Here is a 25,470-nt window from a genome sequence, read left to right as displayed (position 1 = left end):
GGTCACTGCTCTCCGCTTGCAGCGAAAGCGTCGATCGCCGCCAGCGCTTCCGATGGGTTGCCATTCACGCTGGTCATTGGGCCACATTCCTGTCGCGGATCCTCGGCGTAGGATGTGAGGTTTGCCGGCCTCTTGCATGGTGCAGTCTTCTCTTTCGGAGCACCGGCGCAGCCAGTTACGCCGGCAGCAACCAGAACGGAGAGGAGCACAAAGCCTTTCACTCGAAATGTCTTAGTCACCGTAGGTCAGCGCCTTCTTGGTATTGGAGATGTCGACAAGGCGGCGCTGGTTTTGAGCCTGCAGGGAGCCGACCGCCCCATTCATCACGCCAATCATTTCGTTGATCGTCAGGCCGGTTTGAACCTGCAGCTGCGTGTTCTGATCGATGGACCCTTTGATGTCTTGGGCCTGGCCGATCTGCTGACCTGCCTGCTGAAATGCCTGTGTTCGCGACTGAACGGCCTGTTGCGAGCCGGTGACTAGGGCAGCAACTCCAAGGACGGTCTTCATCATCTCTTCGTAGGACTTGTCGCCGGAGAACGTGCTGTCCGCCTTGCCAGACAAGTTCTTTACTAGCTGAAGACCGTTGATGAAGGTGGTGGCAATCTGGCCGATGTCACCGCCCATGCTGCCGAAGTTCGGGACTCCGCCCTGCATGAGGCTGTCGAGTGAAGGCATCTGAGAAACGCTGAACCCTTCACCAACGGCGAGGTTCTGCATGGGATTTGAAACGCTCCCGCGATCCCCCGTGACGGCTTTAAGCGTCTCTTCTACCGTCGTCAGAACTTGCCTGTTCGTATCCAGGATCTGATCGGTCGTCTGAGAAGTTTCCGTTGCAATCTTCAGGTTGGCGCTGTCGATCACGGGAACCTGTGCATGCGCATTAGACGCCATCGCTAGCGAAAACGCAGTCAGAAATGCTCTTTTCATGGCCGTTCTCCTTGTCATTCGGCGCTCAACATCAGCTTCATGTCAGCCTCTGGTTCGAGTTTTCGAACGCAGGCCTGTTCCTCCGGATTCCACTCAAGCTGCAGTTCCTTGTCGCAGAGGTCAGCTACCTCGCGATCGTCTTCCTTCTCGTCTCGCTTGTAGTCGCTGGACCGCGAAGACCCCGAGAGCCCGCCTAGATCGAGTGCATTTTGAGAATTCATTAGCTCCGCCATCGTTGTTCCGAGGCGGATGACCTGGTTCATCATTTCGAGGTTCGCATTGCGTGCTCCGGAATTTTGGTCCCAGCTGTCTTGGATCGTGCCGCTTTCCATCTGGCCGAGTTGCTGAAGCCATGACGCGACGTTCCCGCTGTTTTCGGAAATCGACTGGCTGGTTGCCATTGAGTTGATCGTTGCGTCGCGCGCACCTGAAAAGCCCGACGTGCCTCCGCCGAAATTTTCGGGGATGTTCGAAACATCAGAGCCTCCAAACTGAGCCATCCATTTGCCTTTGATCGCGGCGACATAGCCCTGCGTCTCCTTGAACGGAGGGATGCCGCCATACTTGCGGACGTTGCCTGGCCCCGCGTTGTACGCGGCGAGCGCAAGGTTGGTATTGCCGTTGAAGGTGCGGAGCTGCTGCTTCAGGTAGCGTGCGCCGCCGCGAAGGTTATCCTCGATATCGTGAGGATTCACGCCGAGATCCTTGGCTGTGCCCGGCATCAGCTGCGACAAGCCCATAGCGCCGACAGGCGACTTTGCGCAGGGATTGAACCGGCTCTCCTGGTAGACGAGAGACATGAAGAGGGTTTCGTCTACCCCTTCCTCACGCGCCACTCGCTTCACGAGCCCGACAATCTCCGGATTGGCTTGTGCTGCCGAGGGGGCGTCACCTCCGCGCCCCGGCCGGTACATCGAGCAGGTGACGCTCTTGCTCACGGAGTGCCGGCGACTGTCTGTTTCCTCGATCTGCTTCGTCGTTTCATTGCGCACTGCATCTGTTGAAGTGAGGGCGCCATCCGTAACAGGAACCTGCGAGGAGGCGGGGGGCGCTGTTCCCCAAGCCAAGGCTGCAACTAGCAGCGTTAGAGTCCGACTGTTCCTCATTCGGCCTTCTCCCATCCGCAGAATTTCGCCAACCAGTTTTCGGGTTCGTCTCCGTACTGCTCGCGAAGTGCCGCGCACTCCTCGATCGTCTCCTTGCGTCCTGAAAGCACCTTCACGAGATCCGGCATTGTCGACAGATCGAGACGCGCAATGACAGAGTCGTTGCCATGCTTAATCAGGAAGGTTCTCTTTTCAGGAGGCGTGTTCTTGATGAACTTGAACTCCTTCACCGTCAGGCCGAAGCGCTTGATGTAGCTCTCTTCGTCAGCCCGTGGGTTCGGGAAGTGGATGTTGGTCGCCGATTGCTCAATGAGCGTGTGCGACGCTTTGGATTTGGTAATGTCAGCAGCCGACTGCGTACCAAAGCCCACGATGCCGTTGAGCTTTCGGATCGTCTTCATCTTGTCGACGATGAAGGCGCTGAAAGTGTCATCCATCAACAGCTGCCAGCCTTCATCCATGAAGAACATGACGGGGTTACCGTCCAGCAGCTCATCCAGCCGATGGTAAAGATACATCAGCGCAGGGGTTCTTAGCTCCTCGTTTCCGAGGATGTTGGTCATATCAAAGCCAAAGACGCTGTGACCCGAGAAGGACAGGACGTCATGGGGCGCGTTGAACAGCCAGGCTTTTTCGCCTTCGATCCAAGGGCGAAGCCGCGAGTATAGATCGTTGGCATCGGCCTTGGACCGCCCCATCAAGAGGCCGGCAAGATTCGGGAGGTTCCGCTGAGCTGCCGGCTCCTGCATGATCCGGACGATTGCCTTTTCCAGCGTGTCCTCGTCCTCTTGCGTGAAGTCGGTGCGACGATCGCCGCGCAGCATGGCCTTGAGCAGACGGACCAGAAATTCCCGGTTCTCGCCGGTGTTTTCCAGTTGCAGCGGGTTAAAGCCCGTGGGCGTTCCCGGAGACAGAACCTCGTAGGCTCCGCCAATCGCCCTGACGAAGATCTCAGCCCCCCGGTCCTTGTCGAAGAACACGGCGCGAGGCGTGGGTGAAACCCGCATCGCCTGAGCCAGCAGGAAGGTCAAACCTACGGTTTTGCCGGATCCTGTCGGACCAGTCACCGTGAAGTGCCCGATATCGCGACGGTGGAAGTTGAACCAGTAGGGGGTTTGTGAGGTCGTTTCCAGAATGGTGATCGGCAGGCCCCAATGGGTGCGATCCGCCTGTCCAGTCGCGAAATTATGCATCGAGGAAAGGCCGGAGAAGTTGGCGCTCGACAGCATGGCGATGCGGGAGATGTAGGAGCGGTTTCCCGGCAGCTGCGCCCAGAACGCCGCTTCAAGATTGAGATCCTCCCTGAGCCAGTTGATGTTCATGTCGGTGAGGCAAGCGCCAAGTTCCGACACGCAACGGCTCAATCCGTCGAGGTCCCGCGAAATGCACAGAAGCGAAAAATGATGGAAGCCGAATACAGCCTCCTGATTGAGGAGGCTGTTCAAAGCATAGTCGATGTCGGATTCGACCGAGCTACCTGCTTCGTCGGAGGCCTTGATTTGGCGTTGAAGGCGACTGATCCGCTCTTGTGCAATCGGCTTGTCTGCAAGGGTGAAGGACTGCGTCAGGATGAACTCGTGGTTCACCTGCAGCAACCCGTCCAACATGCCGGGACCAGTGAATGGGGGATATTCTTTGATCGAGAGTAGAGCGGCATAGCGGCTGTCTTCTTCCACCGCCGCTTGTGCCTGCATCGTCCGCTTTGAAAAGTGAAGCCGTGAAGTGCCGACGTAATTGCGAATTCCCATGCGCGGAAGCCGCATCTTTCGCGGCACACCGCAGGTCAGGATCGTGTTGAAGAATTCGCAGGGCTCCGAATACGGATCGCCCTTAGCGTCTTCTCCATCGATGTCCTTTTTCGCGGTATCGTCCGATTTCTTGCGATACGTGATGCCAAGCGGCTTTGCGCCGTACTTGTGCAACTCTTTCACGATGTTCCCAACCAGCTCTTCGAGGTCGGTCACGTCTTCACGGGTCGCTTGGGCCCTGGCCTCCTTGTTCGAGCGTTCAAAGATCCGCTTCAGCGAGTCGCCGAGGCCAAGCGCCCCTTTCATGCCCGAACGCACGATCGTCAGGTAGATTTCGTTCGTGAACATCCGCTTCTTGCGAAGTTGGTCCATATAGCGATCGTTCAGGATCTCGCAGAAGGAGGAATCGAACGAACCGCCGATTTCGGTCTCGACCTCACGACGGATTACAGTCGACCAAAGAGAATAGCGGCTCGAACCTAGAGCTCGGATCATGGTGTTCTGCACAACAGAACGCATGTTCAATTCGGCCTGGTCCTCCGTCTGGAAGAACAGTCCATCAAGCTTGATGACGCTGATTAGGGTTCCATTCTCGAGCCCGATGACCGTGTCAGACACATGCCGCATATAGGGGATGTGAACGGACATAGGCCGCTCGTTGCCGGCGACCTTCCCAAACCCAAGCTCTTCCTTGACGACTTTCAGCATCTACTATGGTCCGTATGAGTTGGTGCCCCAAAAGCGCTTGTTGGGGGTCCTTGGCGTCTTGCGGGACGTGACCTGCAGGACGTCGAGAATCTTGCTGTCCCAGGCACAAAGCGAGAAAAGGACAAGGTAGGCGGCTGGCGCGATCAGCAGTGCCGCCAGATGGATCGTCACCAGCCACCCAATGATTGTCACGCCGATGATCAGGACAACCGCCATGTAGGGCACGCCCCATAGCGTCGGAGAACGGGTCAAGCCGATCACCAACGGCGTCAAAGCTGGCTTCTCGTCCTGAAAATCGCTCATCAGCCGCCGCCTACCGACGAAATCATCTGGTCAACGATGGCAGGGGCGCCGAACACGAGACCGATGCCAATGACGACGGCTCCGGCCGTGAACCACGAAAGCCTGCCGGCAAAGGCAAGGAAGCCCAGGCCAATCACGGCAATGATTGCCATCAGACGTCCGAAGGGGCCGGTGATGAAGTCAACGATCATCTGTACGGCTGTCTGAAGGGGGGCGAATGCACCGCCGCCGCCACCGCTAGCCTGTGCAAGCGCTTGATCAGCGCCTGCAACCTGCAGGGCTGTCACCAAGCCAATGACGGCTACTGCCTTCAATGCCCCGGAATGCCGGGAAATGACGTTCTTCATAGTTCTCTCCTTAAAAATGCATCACGCCGCCGACGAACTTGCCGGTCTTCTCCACAGCGATGACTCCGGCATCGCTGGTGTTCTTTGCCGCCATGTCTCGGACGATCCCGCTCGCCTTCCGCTTGCCGGTTGGCATCGGTAGGCCAAGCTGGAAATTCACGACCTTTGCGACATAGCCGACGGTTTCTTGGAATGGCGGAACGCCGCCATATTCGTAGATGCGACCCTCCCCGCTGTTGTAAGCGGCTGCGACCAGAAGCGGGTTCTGAAACTCATCGAGCAGGAAGCGCAGGTACTTCATCCCGCCCTCGATGTTTTGAGCGGGATCGCAAATGTCCTGAACACCGAAGCGAGCCGCCGTTTCGGGGATAAGCTGCATCGGTCCGCGTGCGCCTTTCGGTGAATTGCGGATCTCATCGAAGCGGCTTTCGGCCCAGGCAATCGCAACCGCGAAGCCCTCATCGACGCTGTATCGGCGCGCAGTGGATGCAACCAGCGCTTTAATCTCATCAGGTGACAGGGGCGACGGCCCGCACTCTTCAACGGGAGTCCGTGCCCCTAGATTTTTGGGGGTATCACTAGATGTAGTATCTAGAGTGGGAGTCTGGACAGGCTCAATGCGGCCGGTGGCGCGCTCCGAGACATCAAAATACGCGCTGATAGACGCATCAATTTGATGCCCTTTGGCGCCTGCGTTTTTCAACGCCGTTGCGCCCAATACTTCAGCTCCGCCCTTCGTGACAACACCGTTTGCACCAAGGACAAACTCCTTCTCTGATGTCTCGACACCGCTCCAGCGATCTTCGAAGTTCGTGACAAGAGATTCCTCGTCGATTGTCACAGAACCGCTGTAATCGCTGGAAATACGCCCTGTTGTGGCTAGGTCTTGTGACGCAGCAGTATTGGCCGCGAGTAGCACGGATAATGCTGCGCTAGTCAGGGTTCGCGGGCCTAGATACCCTGCATAGACAGTGTTTTTATCCATCGCACCCGCCCGTCAAACGGTGTTGTGATCGCCATGAAAACCGACTAGAGTTAATGCACGCATGATACCGATTTGATGCACTCTTACAAGTTTTCTGATCGGTGTTAAACCCTATTTTGCAGGGTCAACAATCGCATTACGGATGGTTAGGGCTAGAATATGAAACAGGCCATCATTCCCGCGCTTCTGAGTTGCGCATTGGCAACACAAGCGCTTGCCGCTCCTGCGGTGAACAACGACTACATCAGGTCACTGGCGGCGCCGGGCAAGACGGTTCTTGTCGTCGAGTATTACGATGGGACCGGCAAAGTCGCTGATCGCAAAGGTTACGCCACTGCCAATGGCTTCAAGGCTATCTCGGCGACTGAGTTTCGCGTCGATGAATCGACAACGTTGCATCTATATGGCGTTCAGCCCTGCAACGGCGATTTGGTCAATCGCGCGGAGGACTATTCCGGGACTTGCGAGGAGTTTGGTACGCAGCAGCTGCAAACGATGCTGCAGAGCCCCAAGGTTCTGTTCTGCAGGGCCTTTATCAGCGAGCAGACTGCCCCCGTTCAGGATGTCACTTGCTACGGCTACTATAACTATCCTGGAGCAATGGACACGGTTGATAATCTTGAGGAGCAGCTTCTGTCGTTGGGAGCGGTTCGCCTTACTAAGAAAGCCGATGGTTCATTCGAACGTCCTGATCTCACGGAGGCTCAGGAAATCGGCCAGAAGGGTTCCTACGGCATGTGGGCAGATCCTCGGGTGAAGGCGCAATGAAGCTTGCTGCTGCACTCGTCGCGACTCTACTGCCCTTTGCAGCCAATGCCGCACCTGAAGGGTACTTCGATCTTGCTCCCGGCATTACCCTGGAAACGGGGGACACCTGGATCTCGAACGGAGAACGGTTTCGTCTCTACGGCATCCAGTCCTGCTTGCGCGGCACTGCCTACACGGATGGTCAGGGCAATAGACAAGATTGCGGCGAGGCATCGCTTGCGATGTTGGCTGCCTACATCAAGGACACCAAACCGATCTGTGCCCCCGTGGCGAAGCTTAACGGCATCTCATATGTCGTTTGTTACGCCACTGTTGGCAGTCAAAGGCTCGACCTCGCGCAGATCATGGTGACAAGCGGCTATGCATTCGCTGCCTTGAAGACCGATGGTCTCCCTTATCATGCCCCCTACGCCATAGCCGAGCAGCTTGCTCAGCAAAAGAAGGCCGGCCTTTGGCAATTCTACGACGTTCAGCATCCTTCCATCCTGCTTAGTCGTGAGGCGAACCAGCGATCGAGGAGCGCCCAGCCATGAGAAACCGCCTTATCCTTTTTATCGCCGCAAGCTCTTTGGCCTTGCCGGCGTTTGCCGCCGATCCGATCTATCAGAATTGGCACGCCCTACGCGGTCAGGCTGCGCCTCCAGTTGCTGCTGCTGTTCGGTTGCCGACGTTCAAAGGCCCGGTAACCGTTCTTGACGGCCGCACGCTATGGTTCGGCACGCTTGGCAATGGCTATAAAGTACGGTTGGCTGGCATCGACTCCTGTGAGCTTCCTCAATGGGCCTTGAACCCAAAGTGGACGAACCGGGAGAAGCAACAGGCTCCTACCCCCGTTCCATGCGGTCCCTTCGCCAAGGCCTGGCTGAAAAGGAATGTCGGAAACAGACCTACGACTTGCGTCGGTCTGGCCTACGCGAACGACGGGATACCCGTCGCACAATGCACGACTAACGGTGTGGATCTCGCCGCCGAAATGCTGCGCGTCGGTTGGGCTCGTCTCGATTCCCCTTACATCAACGCCCAATATTACGCTTATCAGACCAACGCGATGGCCGCCCGGTATGGGATGTGGGGAACCTACGTGTTGGACATGAACGAATGGCGCCGCAAAGCTGTCGACAAGACGCTAGATCGGCATCCGATCGCCGACTTCAATCTATTGGCCGAGAGGAAAAGCGAGATCTCTCCTCCTTTCGCTGATGCGCGAAACAAGCCGAAGAGGACAGACCGATAGTTGCCAGACCTCGCACATATTGCGACCTCTCTCGCAACGGATCCCTTGGCTGGCTTGCTTCTTGCCATCTCCCTCTCGATCGCCCTCATAATCCCGGCGCAGAGGCTCTGGTGGATCCACGCGCTACTAGCGGCCTTCCTTCTCATCCTGTCGCTGGCTTGCCAAGACAAGCGTCACTTGTCCTTCGACAGCTACCTGGTCGGGCTCTTCGCCTTCGCCGCGGTTTCTCGGGATATTCCCAATCAGCCACTGCTCTATCGCATCGGCATTTCCTGGTTTGCGTGCATCGCGCTGATCTCGGCCGTCATCTACGCTGCAGGCGAACGCATTCAGCACAGGACTCCGCTCGAAAGACCTTTTTCCGAGCCGGCAATATCAGCAGCATTGATCAAGAGGGACACCTGATATGAAACCAGTGTTTTTTGCCGCAGCCGGTCTCGCGGCTCTTGCCATCTCTCCAGCATCTGTCAAGGCCGAGGATGCCTCATGGGGTTGCCAGATTCTCTTGTGCGCAGCCTCACAAAGTCCCTCCTGGCATGGCGTCCCCTACTGCATTCCCCCGATGAAAAGGCTCATATCAGCTATGGCGAAGCCCGGCTTCTCCTGGCCGATCTGCCATGAAGCAAAAGCCGGAAAGCCGGGCTATGAACCTTACGAGGAATGCCCTGCCGGCATGACCGCCGTTTCCTCCCGCACCGATGGCGACCGGTCGTTCTTGGGGCGAGACGACAAGGATCAGTGCACGAAGACCGTCAACCAGTGCAGCAACCGTGCCGCCTTCCGTACCCAATTTGGTGACGCCCGAGAAAACGAGCGCAAAGGTGTCACGATCCGGCAGATCAACCAGAACAACGACAATGATGTTCTCAACCGAGACAATGGCTGTATGGTGCAGATCACTCAGCCCCGCCCTCGCCGCGCGGATCCTTATTATTTCGACATTCCGAACGATAAGGGCGTCAAGCAGCGTGCTTGGTTCAACTTGAATGACTGAGTGGATGACATGAACAGCAACATTCTCATCGTAGCAGCAGCCGGTATCGGCATTCTAGCCGGTGCTGGAGGTACTTATCTCATCATGCCGGAGCCAGAGCCGGTTGTTCGGGCCCCTACTGATGCGGAGATCACAGCCCTTATCGCAGCCAATCCCTCCCTAATTCCCGAACCTCTGACTCCTGTGCTTGAGATACCGACAGAAGAGGAAGCCCTAGCTGCATACCGCAAGGCTTATGCCCGCAATCCTCTGAGGACCGGCCGCGGTGAAGCCGATGTAACCCTTGCCTTGGGAGAGTGTGACGAGAACGCCAGCGGTCCAGGCGTATCATGCGTTGCGGCCATCAAGAGGAATGCAAACGCAGCTCCTCTCGATCGCGTCATTGGATTTGCCAAGTCTGCATCCGGCGAATGGGTTGCCACCAACTACTGATTTCAGGGCCAGATGCCTGTTTATCATCAATGCCCGGACAGTGAGATGGGGCCTGAAAGAAGGAGCTCCATTTCCTCAAGGCTTAGGCTCCCCTTGGAGGCAATCAGATACCCTGCTACGTAAAGCAGCTTCTGATCTCTTTCATCCGGATCTGACGGCGCGTGCCTGATGATTTCCATACGTGCCTCCGCCTCCTGATCCATGTCAGCGCCGCCCATGCCGCTGAGGACTGCCAGGTAAGCCGCCCGGTGACGTTCGACCTTCACGGACAATGGCTCGTCTGGCTGCAGCTCAAGCTTTTCTGTCATCTTTCCCTCTCCACAAGCGCAAGCGATCACTCCTTGACCTCCCGAAATCGAAGGGAGGGCAGGAGCCCCGCTCCTGCTCCCGAGCTCGTGCGGAACAGCTGGAGAGAGGGGGACAAGCGCTAAACCGGAGGGGGATCACCCACCCGGAGGGCCGAGACGGATTTCATGGAAATGCGGCCGGTGCTGCAGGCCGCAGGCCGAAGCATGGGGAGACCGGTTTAGTGCTTGTGGGGGAGAGAGGGCAGAGCGCCTTTCTCCCCTCTCCGTGGGTCGAATAAAGTCGCCTTTCGGCCGATACCGGACATCAGAGGAGCCTTGTTGCCCGGCCGCTTCTCCTTGTAGCGCTATTGTAATAGCTCGATGCTTGTTGAACGGAGCGATGTCTTGACTGCTCCATGGCTTCGGGTAGGGGGATACCGCGATTGGCGGCCTCCGTCAGATAACCCGATCGCAAACCGTGCGCAGAAAACTCCCCCGGCTCCAGGCCAGCCAGCGCTGCCCGCTGCTTGACGATCGCATTGACCGCACTCGGCTCCAGCGCCCGCTTGGAAACATTGCCCCAGCGATCGATCTTCCGAAAGATACTCCCGCCTTCAATCCTCGCAGCCGCAAGCCAGGCATTGAGCGCATCTACGGGTCGGCCCGTCAGATAAACAACCTCGTCGTCGTCCGAGCCTGACGTCTTGGTGCGACCCAGATGAATGGCGAGAGAGGGGAGGGGAGGAGCGCCCTCGACGGTGATCGGCGGCTCGACCGAGAGCTGCTCTCTGCGCAAACCGGCAATCTCACTGCGGCGACGACCGCCCGACGCGAACGCCACCATCAAAATTGCGCGGTCACGGATGTCGCGCAGGCTGTCGGTTCCACAGGTCTCGAGGAGCTTGGCAAGGACGTCGCCGGTCACTGCCTTGGCGCTCTTGCGTTTCCTCGGACGCGGAGTTGCCCGAACGGCGAGGCGTATCGCGGATTTCAGCGAAGGGGAGGAGAAGACGCCTGACAGCCCGCGCCATTTCGTCAGCGTCGACCAGCTGGCAATCCGCCGCCGCACCGTGTCAGGCGCATGCGGCCCCGACGATCGAAGGAAACCTTGTTCGCGCAGGCTCTGCTCGACGGCGGCCGGCATGCCGTGCTGAGGATCAACCTCGCGCTGTTCGGGCTGCCAGAGATGGTGGGCAACGAATTTGAGGGCCAAGGCCTCGGGCGCCGGCCAGGGGAGGGAGGCGCCGGTTGCCGCCAGCGACCAGGCTTGCAGATAGGCAAGATCGGAGGTGAGGGCGCGCAGGGTGTTTTCGCCCATGCCCTCGTTGACCAGATGACGGAGCGTTTCGATGTCCTGGTCGGTCAGCAGTTCGGCCAATTCGTCGCGACGGTCGATCGTCAGCACGCTGGCGATGGTGTCGAGCTCGTCGGCGCGCCGATCGACGGCGGTCTTGGGGTTTTCTGATTTGGCCACGGTAATCCTCCGGATCAGCAGTTTTGACGGCCGAGCGACCGTAGGATTTGCCGGATTCTTTCTTGTCGATCAGCTTGATTAAGCAGAATCAATTTCTTGGAATGATACAGTTTATCATCTGCCTGGATCATTGGAATCTTCCGGATTGGCCGGAATGCGCCTTTGGTAGTCGTTAGACGGATGAGTCCACTACAGAGCGGCGAAGTTTTCTCCACTGTTTTAGGTCAGTGAGACCTGTTCTCTGCGTCTGCCGTATTGCCGAGGTGGCGCGCCCATGACGCGCTTGAAAGCGGTGTTGAAGGCATGTTCCGAAGCGTAGCCGAGCGACCTCGAAATCTGCGCAATGGCTTCACGTCCCAGCGAGAGCCTTTCGGCGGCGCACACCATCCGCCAGCGCGTGAGATATGACATAGGCGTCTCTCCAACGCGTCTTCGGAAATGAGCGGCGAAACTCGAGCGTGACATACCGACCTTGTCGGCTAGGACTTCCAAAGTCCACGTACGTGACGGCTCTGAATGCATCGCCTCCAAGGCCTTCCCGATACGCGGGTCCGATAGGGCGGCGAACCAGCCAACTTCCATCTCATTCGCTGTTTGCAGGTGGAGGCGCAGAGCTTGGGCTAGGATCATGTGTGAAAGATTCTGCGCCACCGACATCGCCCCCGGCTTCATCTCCTTGAGCTCCGCCATCATAAGGTCGAGGTAAAACCGTAGTTTTGCCTTGTCGGAGGACGTATCGACGCGAATTATCGGAGGTAGGTCCTTCAGCATGAACTCTGCGTGACATCCATCGATCTCAAAGCGGCTACCGACGAGAAGAACGTCGCCGCCGCCATTATAGGTAACGATTTCTCCACTCCGGTTTGGATCGAGCACTTCGCTCGCTGGTCTCGGCTTCGTCTGAAGGTCACTGGCAATGTGGACCGAGCGGCCGCTGGGAAGAACAAAGCAATCGCCGGCACTGACTTTTATTGCATCTCCGATGCCATCCATGGTCAGCCAACATTCGCCGCTCATTACAGCATAGCATTTTATCCGCCCAGCAAGGTCATCCAGCGTAAGCGCCCAATTCCCACCGGCATCGAAGCCAGCGGTTATGTAACTTCTAGGCTTCAGCAGAGTCAGAAGCTCGGACAGAACATCCATTCCGATTCCCTTGATTTGGACGATGGCGAAAAAATTCGCGACGTCTAGGTATAGATCGTGCAACGACGATGGTCTACCACTCCTGACAGATCACAGGAGTGAAAAGAAATGAAGGCTGCAGTTGTAAACTCGTTCGGCATCCCGCCCTCTTTCCAGGAATTCTCGTCACCTGAAGCCGGAGTTGACGAAACCATTATCACCGTCGAGGCTGCGGCCATCAGCCCGATCGTGAAGCTTCTTGCTTCCGGTCGCCACTACACCAGTGGCACTACGGCCGGATTTGTTCCAGGTGTGGACGGTATCGGGCGGAATGCCGAAGGCAAGCGTGTTTACTTCCTTTTCCCGAAGGCACCATTCGGTTCGCTGGCGGAGAAGTCGTTGGCGACACGCGCCATGACCGTGCCGATCCCCGATAGTCTTGCAAGCGATCGCGCCGCGGCGCTGGCGACCGGCGCGCTTGCCTCTTGGGTGGCGCTATCGCGTCGCGCGAAGTTGCAAAGAGGAGAAACGGTTCTCATCGTCGGTGCGACAGGCTCATCCGGCAGCATGGCAATCCAGACTGCCAGGCACTTCGGCGCAGCCAGGATTGTCGCCGTCGGGCGTAACGAGCAGAAGCTCGGTAGGCTTGATGCGGACGTCAAGATTGCACTCGATGACGACGCGGATCGCAAGCTGCGCGAACAGTTCGACCAGGGTATTGACGTTGTTCTCGATTTCGTCTGGGGCGAGCCAGCGGTTCGTGTTCTGGGGGCGGCAACCAAAGACCGGGGCTCGCGGATGGGCGAACCGCGTGTGCGCTATGTTCAGTTGGGCACTATGGCGGGCGCGGAAATTCCGATCAGGGGTGATATGTTGCGCAGCACCGGTTTGGAGTTGATCGGCAGCGGTATTGGAAGCGTCGCCGTGGCTGACCTTGTAGCTGGCGCAGGCGAGCTTCTCGAAGCGGCACCCACGGCGGGATTCGATACTGATTTTACAAGTGTTCCTCTGAGCAAAATAGAGGATGCTTGGAACGGCGACCCCAACATCCGCTTCATCCTTTTGCCGGGGCAATGACCGTCAGTATGGCTTGGCCCTTTGGGTGACTGCTTCGGGCCGAAGGGAGCCGTCCTCGTTAGAATGGCTTTCGAGACCAGACGTCTTTCAACTGTCATTCTTGGGGAGCATCCTGCGATCTGCAGCAATTGATCGTGGCCAAGCCGATAGCTCGGCCAGGAGGTCTCGATGGTGCAGACGCCTGACAAGATGCTCATCAGCGAGACAGCTTGGCAAAAGGCTTTGGCTCGCGAAGCCGTCATTCGGCCCATCGCTTTCGTAAGGAGCCTGACCGGCCCGGAGAGATTCGCCGCGTGCAGGGAATTGGGCCTCAAGCCAACAAGGTTCTATCAGCTGCTTGCCCAGTTCCGGCGAAAGCCGGTCACCAGTTCACTGCTGGATGAGACGCCCGGCCCAAAGAAGGGGAGGCGGCTTTTATCGCCAGAACAAGAAGCGGCGGTCACGCACGCCATCCAGGAAACCTATTGCCGCCGCGAACGCCCGACAATCACCGCCGTCCACGACCATGTTCGATTGGTTTGTCGCGAGCGAAACCTGCCGGCCCCCTCGTGGAAGGCAGTAAAGGCTCGCATCGATCAGGTCGATCGGCAAAAGCTGAGCAAAGCCCGAGAGGGCGCACCGGCCGCACGTCAGCGCTTCTCCGCCGTCGTCGGTGAGTATTCGGCAGAGCATGCGATGGAGATTGTGCAGATCGATCACACGTTGGTCGATCTTTTCGTCGTTGATGCTGTAAACCGCCAGCCGCTACAGCGTCCCTGGCTGACCTTGGCAATCGACGTCGCCAGCCGCATGGTGGCCGGCTTTTATCTGAGCCTCGAACATCCATCATCGGCGTCCGTCGCCCTGGCGATACGCCACATGGTACTGCCGAAAGGGCCCTGGCTTGCGGAACAAAATGTGGTCGGGGATTGGCCAGTCTATGGCCTTCCCACCGCCATTCATCTGGATAATGCTAGGGAGTTCCGGGGAAGGGCCCTCGTCTGGGGTGCGGCCGAGCACGGCATCAATCTAATCCACCGACCAGTTGCCCGCCCACATTACGGCGGGCACATCGAGCGGCTCATTGGCACTATGATGGGCGCCGTTCATTTCCTGCCCGGCTCAACGTCGAGTGATATAGGCTCCCGCGGCGACTACGATCCGCAAAAGCATGCAGTCATGACCTTTGACGAGCTGGAGCGGTGGCTCACCCTTGAGATCGTTGGCCGGTATCACGCCGATATCCACCGTGCGCTGAAGATTCCGCCTCGGCTGGCTTGGGAGGATGCGGTTCTCGAACGGCAGGAACGTTTGCGGCTCCCCTATGACGAACACCGTTTCATCCTGGATTTTTTACCGTTCGAGGAACGGGTCATCCGCCGAGACGGACTTCACCTGTTCGGCCTCAAATATTGGGACGACGTCCTGAGCCCATGGACAGGGGCGCCGGACAAGATGCGGGTCCGTTACGATCCTCGAGATATTTCATGCGTGTTCGTCGATGGGCCAAACGGCGAAAGCTGGCCCGTTCGGTTTGCAAACCTGGGGCGGCCACGGATCACGCTTGGGGAGCATCGACAGGCCGTGGCCGCTTTGAGGACTCGTGGACGGCAATCGGTCGATGAGCACCTGATTTTCGAGGCCATCGAAGCCCAGAGGCAGATCGTTGAGGTGGCCGGTCGTCAAACACGCAGCATGCGTCGAGGAGTGGAGAGGCAGGCACGAGCGTTGGCCGCCGCCGAGAGACATACGATCGGAACGACGGATGATGACGACGAGAGCGAATTCCCCGACTTGTCGCCGTTATCGGTAGAGGAGTGGTCATGACGGAATACCGCCATCTGCAGCCGATGTATCAACAGTATGCTGACATGGGGATCGAAGAACGGGTCGCCTGGATCCGGGCGGATCGTTGGTTGGAAACGGCCGATGCGAGGGCAGCGTTGGCGCGGCTTGAGGATTTGCTCTCCTATCCGCCGCGAGACCGAATGCCTTGTCTGCTCCTCTACGGCGATACTGGGATGGGAAAGACCAAGGTCATCCGAAAGTTTCTTCGCGATCACCAGCCCATTTTCGATCGCGGAACCGGGGTGACGACCATGCCGGTTGTGGCAATGCAGATGCCCGCCGAACCTGTTGAGCGTGACGTCTATGGCGAGCTTCTCAATGCGATGAGCGCGCCTGGTCCGGGAGGAGATGCAACGTTCCGTCTGAAGAACACTTGCCGCACCTTGATGCGCAAGATGGGTGTGCGGATGCTGATCATCGATGAGATCCACGCCATGCTGACTGGGACCTATCGGCAGCAACGGATCTTCCTCAATGTCATTCGCTTTCTCGCAAATGACCTGAAAGTCCCGCTGATTTGCGCCGGCACGGATCTGGCCCGCCAGGCGTTGTTGACGGATCCGCAGCTTGCGGAGCGGTTCGAGGCCTTTCATCTCAAGCGCTGGTCCAATACACAGCAGCTTGCCCAACTGCTTGCAAGCCTTGGGAGCATCCTCCCTTTGCGCGAGCCATCGCAGCTCGGGTCTGCGGCGGTGCGGCAGAAGGTGCTGGACATGACCGACGGCGTCACGGTCCGGATTTTTCGGCTCATCGAGACCGTGGCCGTTGAAGCCGTCCGGACTGGGCGGAGGCTATCACACTGAACAGCTTCGACGGTGACAACCTCGTGCTGCCACTGGTCGCCATGGCGCGACGATCGGAACGCCGCCTACAGCGGCAGGCAAGCTGATGAGACAGGTGCGGCTCCTTGCCGTCGCACCTCGTCCCTTTGACGATGAACTTCTCAGTTGTTGGCACTGGCGGGTCGCAAGTCATTATTCTACCTCGCCACAGCGCGTTGAAAGCTGGATATCCGGGACGCCTCGTGGCCAAAACCAAGACTTCTTCAGCCGCGACTTCCATCCCAATCAAGCTGTAATTCGGCTTTGGGCACGCGCCTGTCGCATCCGTGAAGGCGATCTGGACCGACTTTCACTACGAGGCGCCCGCCGGCCCAAGACTTCTTTCGTGAGCGACCCAATGGACAGAGGCGTTTGTCCTTTGTGCCTTGATGAGGATGCCGAAGAGGGGAGGGACCACTATTGCCGGCGATGGTGGGCAGGCGTCGAAGCAGTGGTCTGTCCTCGACACGGAATCGGCCTCGAGAATAACTGTGCTCGGTGTTTTCGCAGCGGTTTGTTTCAGTTTCGGCAGACACCCGCCGGTGTTGTCAGGCTGTTTTGCCGTTATTGTGGGGCAGTCGTCTCGGCGCGGGGTTTTCCGCGACGCGATCAAGCTGAGATAGCCAAGGTAGGTGAGGTGATCCGCGACGCTATCGCCAAAGGCGGACCGGAGCTTGATCTTGTCACCAAGGCAAGTCGCTTCTTCTGGGCGCGGACTTCTGACGGAGCCCCCTACATCACCGCGCTGGGTCTGCCGCTACCCTATGGCCGACGTCCGTCGGCATCCATAGGCATTGCGCCGCTGATGAGCCTCTCACCAGCATGGCGGGCAGTGACGATTGCGGCGATCACAGAACTGCTCTTCGGGCTAGTCGATGAAAGGCCACGACTTCCGTCTTCCGCTTGCAACGCCTTTGGACAATTCGAGCGCGGGCATACCGCCCCAGATCTCCAAGCCCCTCCACAAATGCAGATGACTTCAGCCGTGAAACTCCGCTCCGAAACCGAATACCGACAGCTCGCCCGCGGTATTGTCGAAAGCCAAGGCTGGAGTTCTCTGCCGCCGAAATCAGGCAGGGCGAGAAATCGCGCAATCGGGAAATTGATGCTACGTGCCCTCAATGACGGATGAGGCCGAACCGATGCGCCTCATCCAGCAAGTTGCGAACGGATGATGGCTGCCATTTGCGTCCCCTGCGCGCCGGTCGCTCTCCCATCTGATCAAGCTGGCTGGCAATGTCGCGCAGCGACAGGCCGGGATCGGCAATGGCAATCGCTGCGACAAGCTTCATGAGGTGATCTTCTGGCGCGCGGCGTGGAGAGCGGACCAGTAGCTCAGGCTCGGCCAACTTTTCGCGGACCATGCGATGCACGGCCCGACGTAGCCTTTCCACCGTCCAGTCATGGCCTCGGCGATTGAGGACCCGCACGACGTTGTCCCAGCTATGCTTTGGGCGAAGTTGCCGAACGGTCGGGAGCCAAGTCTGGGCAGTGGAGATCAGTTCGTCGAGATAGAGTTTTTGCCGGGCCTTCGACACCGCCTTGATGGCTTCCGGCCGCCGCTCACGAAGTCCAGGGTTCCCCGGTAGCTTGCCGCGGGCTTTTGCCGCCTTGATGCCTGCCTTGGTTCGCTCGGCGATCAGCGCACGTTCGAGCTGCGCGACGGCACCAAGGACCTGCAGGGAAAACATGCCCTGTGGCGTGGACGTATCGATCGGATCGCGGATTGACCGAAAATGGACACCACGCTCTTCGAGATCTTCGATCACTTGCAGAAGGTGGCTCACAGACCGGGCAAGGCGATCCAGCCGGACGACGACCAGCACGTCGCCGGCGGTGAGGTCTCCGAGCAGCCTTGTCAGAACTGGTCGCGCCCGCGATGCGCCGGATCCCTGCTCCTGAAAAATCCGGTCACAGCCGGCGGCACGCAGCTCGTCCATCTGTGCGTCATGCACCTGATCATCGGTCGAGACACGCGCGTAGCCGATAAGACGTTTTGGGGCCGGCGACGGATTGGCGACTTGCCGTTTTGCCATGGTTTTCTCGCGCGCTTTTCGGGTGCTTTGTACAAATAAGGAATGCGCGAGAAAATGACCAGTTGCAAGCGTGTTTTATGGGGTAAATGCAGCCCCACCAGACTCGAAATGCGACCTCGAACGGGCATCCGGCCGTAACCAGCGTGAAACGCGCCCTGGCGGCCATCTGTGGCGGAAGTGCCTGAAAATAAGGAGATCGGAGGAGGAGAGGGGCAAGAAGGGTCGGCTGAGCAGAGCAATGATGAGGGAAGCCGCATCATAGCCGAATGCCAGGACCGCTGTGAGCGGCCCGCGGAGCAGCTACCGTTCCACCGATCCTAGCCGAAATCTGCCAAAACGGCCGGAAACCCAGGGATTTCCGGTCATCCAGGGCGACCGACATTTCTGATTTTCGACTCGAAATCAATCACCTTTGATAAGCATTACTTATCGGAGGTTATGCACTCACCTGTCAATCATACCGTGTGAGGAACCGTAATATTCAGATAGAGTTCGCTTAACAAATCATTTACCATGATTTCAATGTCTTACGATCTCGCAAAAATCAGCATGAGTGCCCTGATCCGACCGGCTTTCGACGCCGGCATCGCGCTGACGCGTCTGGACGAGCGTATCGCTCGTTCGCCGGTCAGGCGGGGCTGGATCGAACGCACCCACTTCACCGACGCCTGTGCCTCGCTGTGGATCGACGGCGAACTCGTCCACCTCGAAGACCTGGTCCTCCATGACGCCACGAAGGATATCCGCACGCCGACCCATGAGCTGATAATCGCCCGTGACGTCCTGAAAACCCGCCGGCGCATCGCCGCGCAGCCACCCGGCTGGGCGCTCAACCCCGACGGTCTTCGCAGCCTGCGAGGCCAGGCGGCTACGGGGGCGTCGGGCGGGATTGTGGGCGGGAGCGAGACCGCGCCGGCTACCGACGAGGTCGCCGAAGGAGGGGAGGGGACGGACGGCGGTGATGGCGCCAGCGCGCTCGACGCCGAATTCGCCGCCATTGATGCGGTGCTGGCTCGCTCCGACGCCGCGATCGAGCAGGCAAAACTGCCCGGCCGCGCCGGCGCCTCGGAAAAGGATCCGCTGGTTTACGATCTCGACTGGGACGAGGATGCGCGGCTGGAGGAATGGCGCGGGGTGCTGCGGCAGGCCGAAAACCTGCCGGCGATGCTGCAGGCGATCGTCGCCCTCGATGCCTGGAACGAGCTGTCGGTGCTGCAGCACGCGCCCTGGCTTGGCCGGCTGTTCGCCGCCTCCATTCTGCGCCAGGCCGGCATCACCACCAGCGCCCACCTCGGCGCCATCAATCTCGGCCTCAAGACCATCCCCGTCGATCGCCGCCGCCATCGCGATCGCGAGACACGGCTGCTTGCCATTGCTCACGGCCTGATCGCGGCCGCCGAGCTTGGTCTGAAAGAGCATGACCGGCTGGCGCTGGCACGCACCATGATGGAACGAAAACTGACGGGGCGGCGCACCTCGTCGAAACTGCCGGAACTGGTCGAGCTCGTCATGGCGCGACCGCTCGTCTCCGCCGGCATGGTGGCCAAGACGCTTGACGTCACCCCGCAGGCGGCGCGGCGGATCGTTGTGGAACTCGGTCTCAGAGAGATGACGGGGAGGGGGAGGTTTCGGGCATGGGGAATAGTGTAGGCGGCTAAAGCCATTGGTATCCGTACGGGTACACCTAATCCTCCCTAAGCAGCTGACAATTCGAGATTACGTTATCAGCGCGTTATTCGATGGGCTTCAACCCCATCCGAGATGGCGCTTTCCAAGCAGAACCTTGCTATGGAAACCCCGCTCAGGGCCCGAACGCTCGGGGGTAAAAGGGAGAAACTGGCTGCAGGCTGGCGGCCTTCGTGAGGTTGCAGGGTTCGCACAGCAGCTGAAGGTTCGTGACGTCGTTTGCACCGAACCGGGCCAATGGCACTATGTGGTCGTAGCGCTCGGTCTCAAGGCGGTTGATAACCATTGCCAAGCTTCGCTTACACTCCCGGCACTCCCCCTTGTCGCGATGGAAGACCGCACGACGCACCCACGCTGGAATGGGCACGCGCTTCAGTGTTCCGGCTTGCGTCAAGAGCTCCTGACCGAAACCGGCACCATCAATGTACCTCGCGCACAGCTCGTTGAAGCTTTGGAGGAACCCTATGTCATGGAAGAAGACGTGAAATACCTCGTCGACCAAGTCGTCCGTAGCGGATTGGTAGGCCTCGGATTCGGAAACGAAGGTATAGAAATCGTCTTCGCTCGCGAGGTTCTCGGCGGTGAATGAGACCTTGTAAGTCTGCAGGAAGGCGATCAGAAAGCGGGGCTCGTGCTCATCTCGACGTTCGATCTCCTCCTCAATAATCTGGCGAATGACCGCCTCGAGGAAATAATGGAGGTTGGTGAACTTGTGGAAGGGCCTCATCAGATTGAGCACCTGCATGTCCCCGAGAATCTCCTCGATGCCACGGAGAAAGGCGCCGGCGTCCTTGACCACATTGAACACGGCATTGGCGAAGTAGTAGATGCTGAAGCCGCGGGCTTCGTAATAGTGCCTCGACTTGTCGGCCATGAAGCTAAGCTTGCGGTAGGTCAACGCCGTGCTGCTCCAGCCGCTTGCGAGCCGCCGCAACGACGTGAGGCTCGAAACGATCTGGAAACTCCGCAACGACATACTCACCCGTGAACTCTGCCAAGCCGCTTTCGACCAAAGCTGAAAAGCCCGGAGTCACATCCGGCTTCAACGCCCAATCAGATAGCGTCGCGACCGCGCCCGCATTGGCAATCTTCCGTCGAGTATAGCCGGCGACCTGTGCGCGGCCATGCTTTTCGCGATAAGCTTGCTCTAGGGCGGCCACGGCCTGCGCCAACCGGCGTTCGACAGGATCGTCGAGATCGGCGCCACCAAGTTCGTAAAGCCTCCGGCGACACGCGCCCGCCAGTTCGGTGGCTTTAAGTCGCTCAGCGTTCGCAAGTAGCTGTCTTACCTTTGTTGGATCAGTCATTTCGCTTGGGTTCGCTGCCATTCTTGATCTCCTCGGGTATTCGCTTGCATCGCGGGCGCTGATGACTGAAAAACAAGCTAAACCGGATTTGCGCGGTGGTCGATGCTTCATCAGATGTCAATTTACAATTGCACGAAACCTTAGGAAAGTGGGGACCTAACCGCACCGATCCGAAACTGCCCAGAGGCGGCGGGCAGCAGATTGCCAAGCGATGGTGGACAAGATGAGGATACTGCGAGAAATCGACTTCGAGGCGCTTTGGTGGCCGACAGCTGGAGAACTGGCTGGTCGGCACACTCTAGCAGGCAACCAGGTCTACGAAGATCTGACCTGGCTCTCGTGGAAAGATGTTGCCCGACTTCTCGATCTCGAAAAAAGCTTCATTGAGCGGATTGATAGCTCGGCAAGCCCGTCGGAGGAAATGACGGCGATTGAGGACGAATTGTACGAGGATCCCGAGGGACTGTTGAGGTTGGACTTGGGTGTGGCGGCTTGCGTCGCATCCTTGTCTGCAATGGGGTGCATTCCCTCCTCTAGTTGCAACGGCGGCGCTTTTGGTGGCTATCATCTGGAAGCTTATCCCCTCGTCACCTTTTTGGCGGACCGGGCGAGCGCCAGAAGAGTTTTGAAAATCGCGGAACGTGCAGGGCTGGGACTGAGGCAAGACGACGGCTATCTTGTTTTGTACAGCGACGATGCGAGGAAATTTTTATCGTTTTCTGCGATAGCCTTAGACAATGCAGACATATAGCATTAATCGATTGTAGGCTATGTAACCTATGCGTGAGACGACACGAAAGGGTAGGTATCGTGACTTCTGGGAGTGAAGAAGAGGGGGGCGGTCAGGACCTCGACGATTCCGGCGTTTCGCCGCCTTCTTCAGCTTACAGAACCGTAAACTTCCAAGCGGATTCAGCATTGCTGCGGGAACTTGGAGAGCGGCTTGTGGGCCAACCCCACATAGCCTTGGCGGAGCTGATCAAGAATGCCTACGACGCGGACGCTACAAATTGCGAAGTGATGCTCGAAGAAGAGTCGATTGTCGTCACAGACAACGGCCACGGAATGGACGAGTCCGAGTTCCTTCAGTATTGGATGACGATTGGCACACGTAACAAGCAGTTGCGCGGGACCAGTCGTGAACTTCGTCGTCATGTAACGGGTTCAAAAGGTGTGGGCAGGCTTTCCGCACAATTCCTAGCTCACAAGCTTGAACTCATAACAACGTCTAAAAATGATCCCTCGACTCAGCTCCGAGCACTGGTCGATTGGGATGCCGCGATAGACGCTGGCGAGCTGACGCAAGCAACCGCTCTTTTCATTGTGGAACCCCGCGATAACGTTTTCGCCCAAGGGAGTGCTTGGGGGACTCGTGTCGTAATGAAAGCCTTGAAACAGGATTGGGATCGGGATCGGATTAAAGACCTCGGTCGACAATTGTGGATGATTCAGTCACCCCTACCTCAGTACGGGCTCTTGGCAAACAATGCGACCGACGCCAACGCCTTCAGCGTGAGTATGTCGTCGTGGCGTGGTGATCTCGCGGATGCCTTCGACCAGCAGATGGCGGCGGCTCTCGAGAATTACGATGCCGTCATCACAGGAGAAATGACGAGAGACGGCGACACGACGCAAGCCCACGTCACGGTGAAATTTCGGCACGGCGACACCTTCTCCGAGTCGTTTCAGGTGGCGGGTCTCGTAGACTCTGCGCATTGGAGTATCCGTGTCTTCAAACTGCAAGGCCGCCAGTTCGAAGGCGTCAAGGTTGCCGATGCTCGGGAATATTTCGAACGATTCGGCGGCGTCCAGGTGTATGACGCCGGATTTCGGTTGCCCTACTACGGAGTCCAGCAGGACTGGCTAGGCATCGAATACGATCATTCTCACCGGCGGAACAAGTCGGTGCTACTTCCTGAACGCCTGCACGTGAAACGCGCACTCAACGACCTTCCAACCCAGGGCAGGCTCTTCGGTGTCGTATCGATCGACACCGGGAAGGAGGCCCGTAACGCGCGCGACGCGGAGAAGGAGAGTGGAGAGTTTCTGAAAATTCAGGTGACGCGCGATCGGCTCGTCGCCAACCGTGCCTACGAGGCATTGCAGAATGCCGTCCGATGGTCTCTCGACTATTATGCCACCCGAGAGCGGCTCCGCGAGGAAAACGCACTAAACTTGAAACGACCGGAGGAGGCCAGCACCGACAAAGTCGGTCGCATAAGAGAGCTGGCCGCGCAGATCAGTAGTGACTATCGCGACGACGACAACGTCATCGCCTTGGAACGCGAGGTCGCCGATCTATCGAAGAACATAGAGGAAGAGCATCGGGCCGACGAATCCGCGCGAGCTTTGCTTGGACCCTTGGCATCGGCCGGAATGGCGGCATTGGCGCTGGAGCACGAGAGCCGTAAGGAAATGCGGCTCGGCCGGAATATCATTCGCAGGCTTCGATCCCTCTCTAGAGATTTGAACGATGACAGAATCGCCGGAATCGCCGACGAGGTATCTGCTTGGATCGAGAGGTTGGAAAACACCCGAAAGGTCTTTGCTCCGATGTTGGACGCAGACGACCGCGATCAGATCGAAGGCCTGTCGCTGCGCAATGTCTTGGTTCAGGTGGTCGAGAACGCTCGACCATTGATTGGGGGTGTCTCGGTGGAGTTCGAAGTGCCGCGCGACATCATTCTCCCGGCGGCGACATTCGCCGAATGGAACTCATTATTTCAGAATGTACTGATAAACGCGGCCAATGCGACGCTCGACGTGGAGCCGCGGCGAGTAATTTGTACCGCGGGTCGAACCGGGCGGTCCGCGTGGGCACAGGTCAGCGACAATGGCGCGGGGATAGACTGGCAGAGGTCGTCCGCTCTGTTCGAACCGTTCGCCCGCGAGATCAACATTTCCGAGGAGCGAAGGGGGCTTGGACTGGGTGGCATGGGTCTCGGCCTTACCATCGTCCGGATGATCGCCGACCTGCGACACTGCAAGGTGCGGTTCATCGAACCCGATCACCCTTGGAACACGACTTTTCAGCTTTCCTGGAGTTCAACACAATGAGCTATAAGGTTCTAATCTGCGACGACGAGCCAGACGCCGCCGAAACCTGGGTACGGGAAATCGTCGAAACGATCGATGCCACGGTCTACGACATGCAGCCCGTTCCGCCGACCGCCGAAATCGAAAAAGCGATAAAGGTGCTGCTCGCCCGTCGAGCGGCTTTGCGCGCCAAAGAACCTCGGCCTGACGACCCATGCCTGTTCGACGAGATCGATGTGCTGATCATCGACTACGACCTCATACATGTCGACGATAAAAAGACCCGGTATACGGGGGAAGGGGTCGCGAGATTAGCGCGAGTGTTTTCAGAATGTGGCATTGTGGTCGTGCTCAATCAGTTCCTCGAGGCTCAATTCGATCTCGGTCTGCGGGGCCATCTAGAGAGCTTTGCCGACTTGAATGTCGACGGTGAGTTGATCGCTACACCTGGCCTTTGGAAGGAAGCGCCGTGGGACCAATTTCGGCCATGGTACTGGCCGGTCCTTCACAAATCGGCAAGCAACTTCAGATCGCGTGTCGACTTTTTAAAAGTCGAAGGAAATCTAAAATTGCCAATCTTGGACGTCCTGGGAATGAAGGGTATCGATGCGAGCAGGCTTTCCGATACGGCGTTCGGTTTCCTCGCACCAGACGCATCGGTCTATGAAGAGTTGTCGAAAGTGACATTCTTCGATTTCATTGGCGACAATTCCTCTGCCGTGGATACCAGCGACTCCGAGGCGCTTCTGGAAAAGGACGTCGATGCCTGCGCAAGAATTGCCGCATCCAGGGTCGCGAAGTGGTTGGAGCGAGAGGTACTTGGTCCGCAGGATGTACTGGTGGATCTGCCACACCTTCTCCATCGGTGCCCTTTCCTTTTCGAGGGTGATATTGACGACATCGACGCTTGGAACGCCGCGGTCGGTGGCGATCTGACCAAACTTAAGGACATCGTTCCCAAGGATGCCGTATTCGAAGCATCCGCCTGGCTCGACAGGCCGGCTTTCTGGTGGAGGCGGATCGAGCAGTCCGATCAGATTCGGGAGGCTAGACACGCTTTCGATTTCGCATTGCTTCCCGACTTCGTCTTCCTGGAGGATGCATCCTCGTTCGCGAAATTCGAAGACGCTGTGGAGTTTCGCGCAGGGTTTCACAACCCGTACGACCGACGCTTCGCGAAGCGCTTCGAAAAAATTCGGTACGCGCCTCAGCGTCGCTTCGCGTTTGGGACGGATTGAT

Annotated in this window: 27 protein-coding genes; 14 read left to right on the top strand and 13 right to left on the bottom strand. The window is 58.2% G+C overall.

Annotated features, from left to right (window positions below; translation table 11 throughout):
• Positions 1-2: 2 nt before the first annotated feature.
• The 7 genes from LQ231_RS26320 to LQ231_RS26290 are packed head-to-tail and all read right to left on the bottom strand — an operon-like array spanning position 3 to position 6,127.
• On the bottom strand, positions 3-239 hold the full coding sequence (locus LQ231_RS26320) for a hypothetical protein (RefSeq protein ID WP_037093750.1): 237 nt from the start codon (positions 237-239) through the stop codon (positions 3-5).
• Entirely contained in the window at positions 232-930 is a 699-nt protein-coding gene (locus tag LQ231_RS26315; RefSeq protein WP_230175203.1) for a type IV secretion system protein, read from the bottom strand. The genes LQ231_RS26320 and LQ231_RS26315 overlap by 8 nt, the downstream gene beginning before the upstream one ends.
• A gap of 14 nt (positions 931-944) precedes the next feature.
• The gene (locus LQ231_RS26310) at positions 945-2,036 is read right to left on the bottom strand and encodes a lytic transglycosylase domain-containing protein (RefSeq protein WP_230175201.1); all 1,092 of its coding nucleotides are present in this window, start codon (positions 2,034-2,036) and stop codon (positions 945-947) included.
• Positions 2,033-4,492 carry a VirB4 family type IV secretion/conjugal transfer ATPase gene (locus tag LQ231_RS26305; protein ID WP_230175199.1) on the bottom strand — a complete coding sequence of 820 codons (2,460 nt, stop codon included), beginning with the start codon at positions 4,490-4,492 and terminating at the stop codon, positions 2,033-2,035. The genes LQ231_RS26310 and LQ231_RS26305 overlap by 4 nt, the downstream gene beginning before the upstream one ends.
• 3 nt (positions 4,493-4,495) lie before the next feature.
• Positions 4,496-4,795 carry a VirB3 family type IV secretion system protein gene (locus LQ231_RS26300; RefSeq protein WP_230175197.1) on the bottom strand — a complete coding sequence of 100 codons (300 nt, stop codon included), beginning with the start codon at positions 4,793-4,795 and terminating at the stop codon, positions 4,496-4,498.
• Complete coding sequence (locus LQ231_RS26295) at positions 4,795-5,142, bottom strand: TrbC/VirB2 family protein (protein ID WP_230175195.1); 348 nt, start codon at positions 5,140-5,142, stop codon at positions 4,795-4,797. The genes LQ231_RS26300 and LQ231_RS26295 overlap by 1 nt, the downstream gene beginning before the upstream one ends.
• A gap of 10 nt (positions 5,143-5,152) precedes the next feature.
• Complete coding sequence (locus LQ231_RS26290; protein WP_230175193.1) at positions 5,153-6,127, bottom strand: lytic transglycosylase domain-containing protein; 975 nt, start codon at positions 6,125-6,127, stop codon at positions 5,153-5,155.
• 159 nt (positions 6,128-6,286) lie between these two features.
• On the opposite strand from LQ231_RS26290, the gene LQ231_RS26285 reads away from it, so the two are divergent.
• From LQ231_RS26285 to LQ231_RS26260, 6 genes are read left to right on the top strand one after another with little or no spacing between them, the layout of a single operon-like run.
• Positions 6,287-6,895, top strand: a complete 609-nt coding sequence (locus LQ231_RS26285; protein ID WP_230175191.1) for a hypothetical protein — start codon at positions 6,287-6,289, stop codon at positions 6,893-6,895.
• The gene (locus LQ231_RS26280) at positions 6,892-7,428 is read left to right on the top strand and encodes a thermonuclease family protein (protein WP_230175190.1); all 537 of its coding nucleotides are present in this window, start codon (positions 6,892-6,894) and stop codon (positions 7,426-7,428) included. The genes LQ231_RS26285 and LQ231_RS26280 overlap by 4 nt, the downstream gene beginning before the upstream one ends.
• Positions 7,425-8,129: a thermonuclease family protein gene (locus LQ231_RS26275; RefSeq protein WP_115672740.1), complete on the top strand. Its 705-nt coding sequence runs from the start codon at positions 7,425-7,427 to the stop codon at positions 8,127-8,129. Before LQ231_RS26280 ends, LQ231_RS26275 begins: the two co-directional genes overlap by 4 nt.
• A gap of 45 nt (positions 8,130-8,174) precedes the next feature.
• Complete coding sequence (locus LQ231_RS26270) at positions 8,175-8,534, top strand: hypothetical protein (RefSeq protein ID WP_230175189.1); 360 nt, start codon at positions 8,175-8,177, stop codon at positions 8,532-8,534.
• A 1-nt stretch (position 8,535) separates the two neighbouring features.
• Positions 8,536-9,123 (top strand): hypothetical protein, encoded by a 588-nt coding sequence (locus tag LQ231_RS26265; protein ID WP_230175188.1) that lies wholly within the window; start codon positions 8,536-8,538, stop codon positions 9,121-9,123.
• A 9-nt stretch (positions 9,124-9,132) separates the two neighbouring features.
• Positions 9,133-9,555 carry a hypothetical protein gene (locus LQ231_RS26260; RefSeq protein ID WP_230175187.1) on the top strand — a complete coding sequence of 141 codons (423 nt, stop codon included), beginning with the start codon at positions 9,133-9,135 and terminating at the stop codon, positions 9,553-9,555.
• 26 nt (positions 9,556-9,581) lie between these two features.
• On the opposite strand, the gene LQ231_RS26255 is transcribed toward LQ231_RS26260, so the two are convergent.
• The 3 genes from LQ231_RS26255 to LQ231_RS26245 form a co-directional block, all read right to left on the bottom strand.
• The gene (locus tag LQ231_RS26255) at positions 9,582-9,863 is read right to left on the bottom strand and encodes a hypothetical protein (protein ID WP_230175186.1); all 282 of its coding nucleotides are present in this window, start codon (positions 9,861-9,863) and stop codon (positions 9,582-9,584) included.
• 304 nt (positions 9,864-10,167) lie between these two features.
• Positions 10,168-11,316 carry a site-specific integrase gene (locus tag LQ231_RS26250; RefSeq protein WP_230175184.1) on the bottom strand — a complete coding sequence of 383 codons (1,149 nt, stop codon included), beginning with the start codon at positions 11,314-11,316 and terminating at the stop codon, positions 10,168-10,170.
• 219 nt (positions 11,317-11,535) lie between these two features.
• On the bottom strand, positions 11,536-12,462 hold the full coding sequence (locus LQ231_RS26245; RefSeq protein WP_230175182.1) for an AraC family transcriptional regulator: 927 nt from the start codon (positions 12,460-12,462) through the stop codon (positions 11,536-11,538).
• A gap of 108 nt (positions 12,463-12,570) precedes the next feature.
• Between LQ231_RS26245 and LQ231_RS26240 the strand changes: the two genes are divergently transcribed.
• From LQ231_RS26240 to LQ231_RS27355, 4 genes are all read left to right on the top strand, one after another.
• On the top strand, positions 12,571-13,518 hold the full coding sequence (locus LQ231_RS26240) for a zinc-binding alcohol dehydrogenase family protein (RefSeq protein WP_230175180.1): 948 nt from the start codon (positions 12,571-12,573) through the stop codon (positions 13,516-13,518).
• 168 nt (positions 13,519-13,686) lie between these two features.
• Positions 13,687-15,324 carry a Mu transposase C-terminal domain-containing protein gene (locus LQ231_RS26235; protein WP_230175178.1) on the top strand — a complete coding sequence of 546 codons (1,638 nt, stop codon included), beginning with the start codon at positions 13,687-13,689 and terminating at the stop codon, positions 15,322-15,324.
• Positions 15,321-16,148 carry a TniB family NTP-binding protein gene (locus LQ231_RS26230; RefSeq protein ID WP_230175176.1) on the top strand — a complete coding sequence of 276 codons (828 nt, stop codon included), beginning with the start codon at positions 15,321-15,323 and terminating at the stop codon, positions 16,146-16,148. The genes LQ231_RS26235 and LQ231_RS26230 overlap by 4 nt, the downstream gene beginning before the upstream one ends.
• Positions 16,149-16,233: 85 nt before the next feature.
• The gene (locus LQ231_RS27355; RefSeq protein WP_356637684.1) at positions 16,234-17,298 is read left to right on the top strand and encodes a TniQ family protein; all 1,065 of its coding nucleotides are present in this window, start codon (positions 16,234-16,236) and stop codon (positions 17,296-17,298) included.
• Here LQ231_RS27355 and LQ231_RS26225 read toward each other — a convergent pair.
• Positions 17,285-18,202, bottom strand: a complete 918-nt coding sequence (locus tag LQ231_RS26225) for a recombinase family protein (protein WP_230175174.1) — start codon at positions 18,200-18,202, stop codon at positions 17,285-17,287. The genes LQ231_RS27355 and LQ231_RS26225 overlap by 14 nt on opposite strands.
• A 513-nt stretch (positions 18,203-18,715) precedes the next feature.
• On the opposite strand from LQ231_RS26225, the gene LQ231_RS26220 reads away from it, so the two are divergent.
• The gene (locus LQ231_RS26220) at positions 18,716-19,852 is read left to right on the top strand and encodes an RHE_PE00001 family protein (protein ID WP_230175173.1); all 1,137 of its coding nucleotides are present in this window, start codon (positions 18,716-18,718) and stop codon (positions 19,850-19,852) included.
• A gap of 151 nt (positions 19,853-20,003) precedes the next feature.
• Here the strand turns inward: LQ231_RS26220 and LQ231_RS26215 are convergent, their stop codons facing one another.
• Both LQ231_RS26215 and LQ231_RS26210 read right to left on the bottom strand, forming a co-directional pair.
• A complete protein-coding gene (locus tag LQ231_RS26215) occupies positions 20,004-20,786 on the bottom strand; it encodes an HNH endonuclease signature motif containing protein (RefSeq protein WP_230175172.1) in 783 nt (260 codons plus the stop codon).
• A complete protein-coding gene (locus LQ231_RS26210; protein WP_230175171.1) occupies positions 20,767-21,216 on the bottom strand; it encodes a hypothetical protein in 450 nt (149 codons plus the stop codon). The genes LQ231_RS26215 and LQ231_RS26210 overlap by 20 nt, the downstream gene beginning before the upstream one ends.
• Before the next feature lie 190 nt (positions 21,217-21,406).
• On the opposite strand from LQ231_RS26210, the gene LQ231_RS26205 reads away from it, so the two are divergent.
• The 3 genes from LQ231_RS26205 to LQ231_RS26195 are packed head-to-tail and all read left to right on the top strand — an operon-like array spanning position 21,407 to position 25,469.
• A complete protein-coding gene (locus LQ231_RS26205) occupies positions 21,407-21,946 on the top strand; it encodes a hypothetical protein (RefSeq protein WP_230175170.1) in 540 nt (179 codons plus the stop codon).
• Between the two features lie 59 nt (positions 21,947-22,005).
• Positions 22,006-24,252 carry an ATP-binding protein gene (locus tag LQ231_RS26200; RefSeq protein ID WP_230175169.1) on the top strand — a complete coding sequence of 749 codons (2,247 nt, stop codon included), beginning with the start codon at positions 22,006-22,008 and terminating at the stop codon, positions 24,250-24,252.
• Positions 24,249-25,469, top strand: a complete 1,221-nt coding sequence (locus tag LQ231_RS26195; RefSeq protein WP_230175168.1) for a hypothetical protein — start codon at positions 24,249-24,251, stop codon at positions 25,467-25,469. The genes LQ231_RS26200 and LQ231_RS26195 overlap by 4 nt, the downstream gene beginning before the upstream one ends.
• Position 25,470: the final 1 nt, after the last annotated feature.

Origin of the sequence: Rhizobium sp. CECT 9324, from assembly GCF_918741265.1 — a bacterium.
Taxonomy (GTDB): Bacteria; Pseudomonadota; Alphaproteobacteria; order Rhizobiales; family Rhizobiaceae; genus Allorhizobium.
This window is presented reverse-complemented; position numbering and strand designations above follow the sequence as displayed.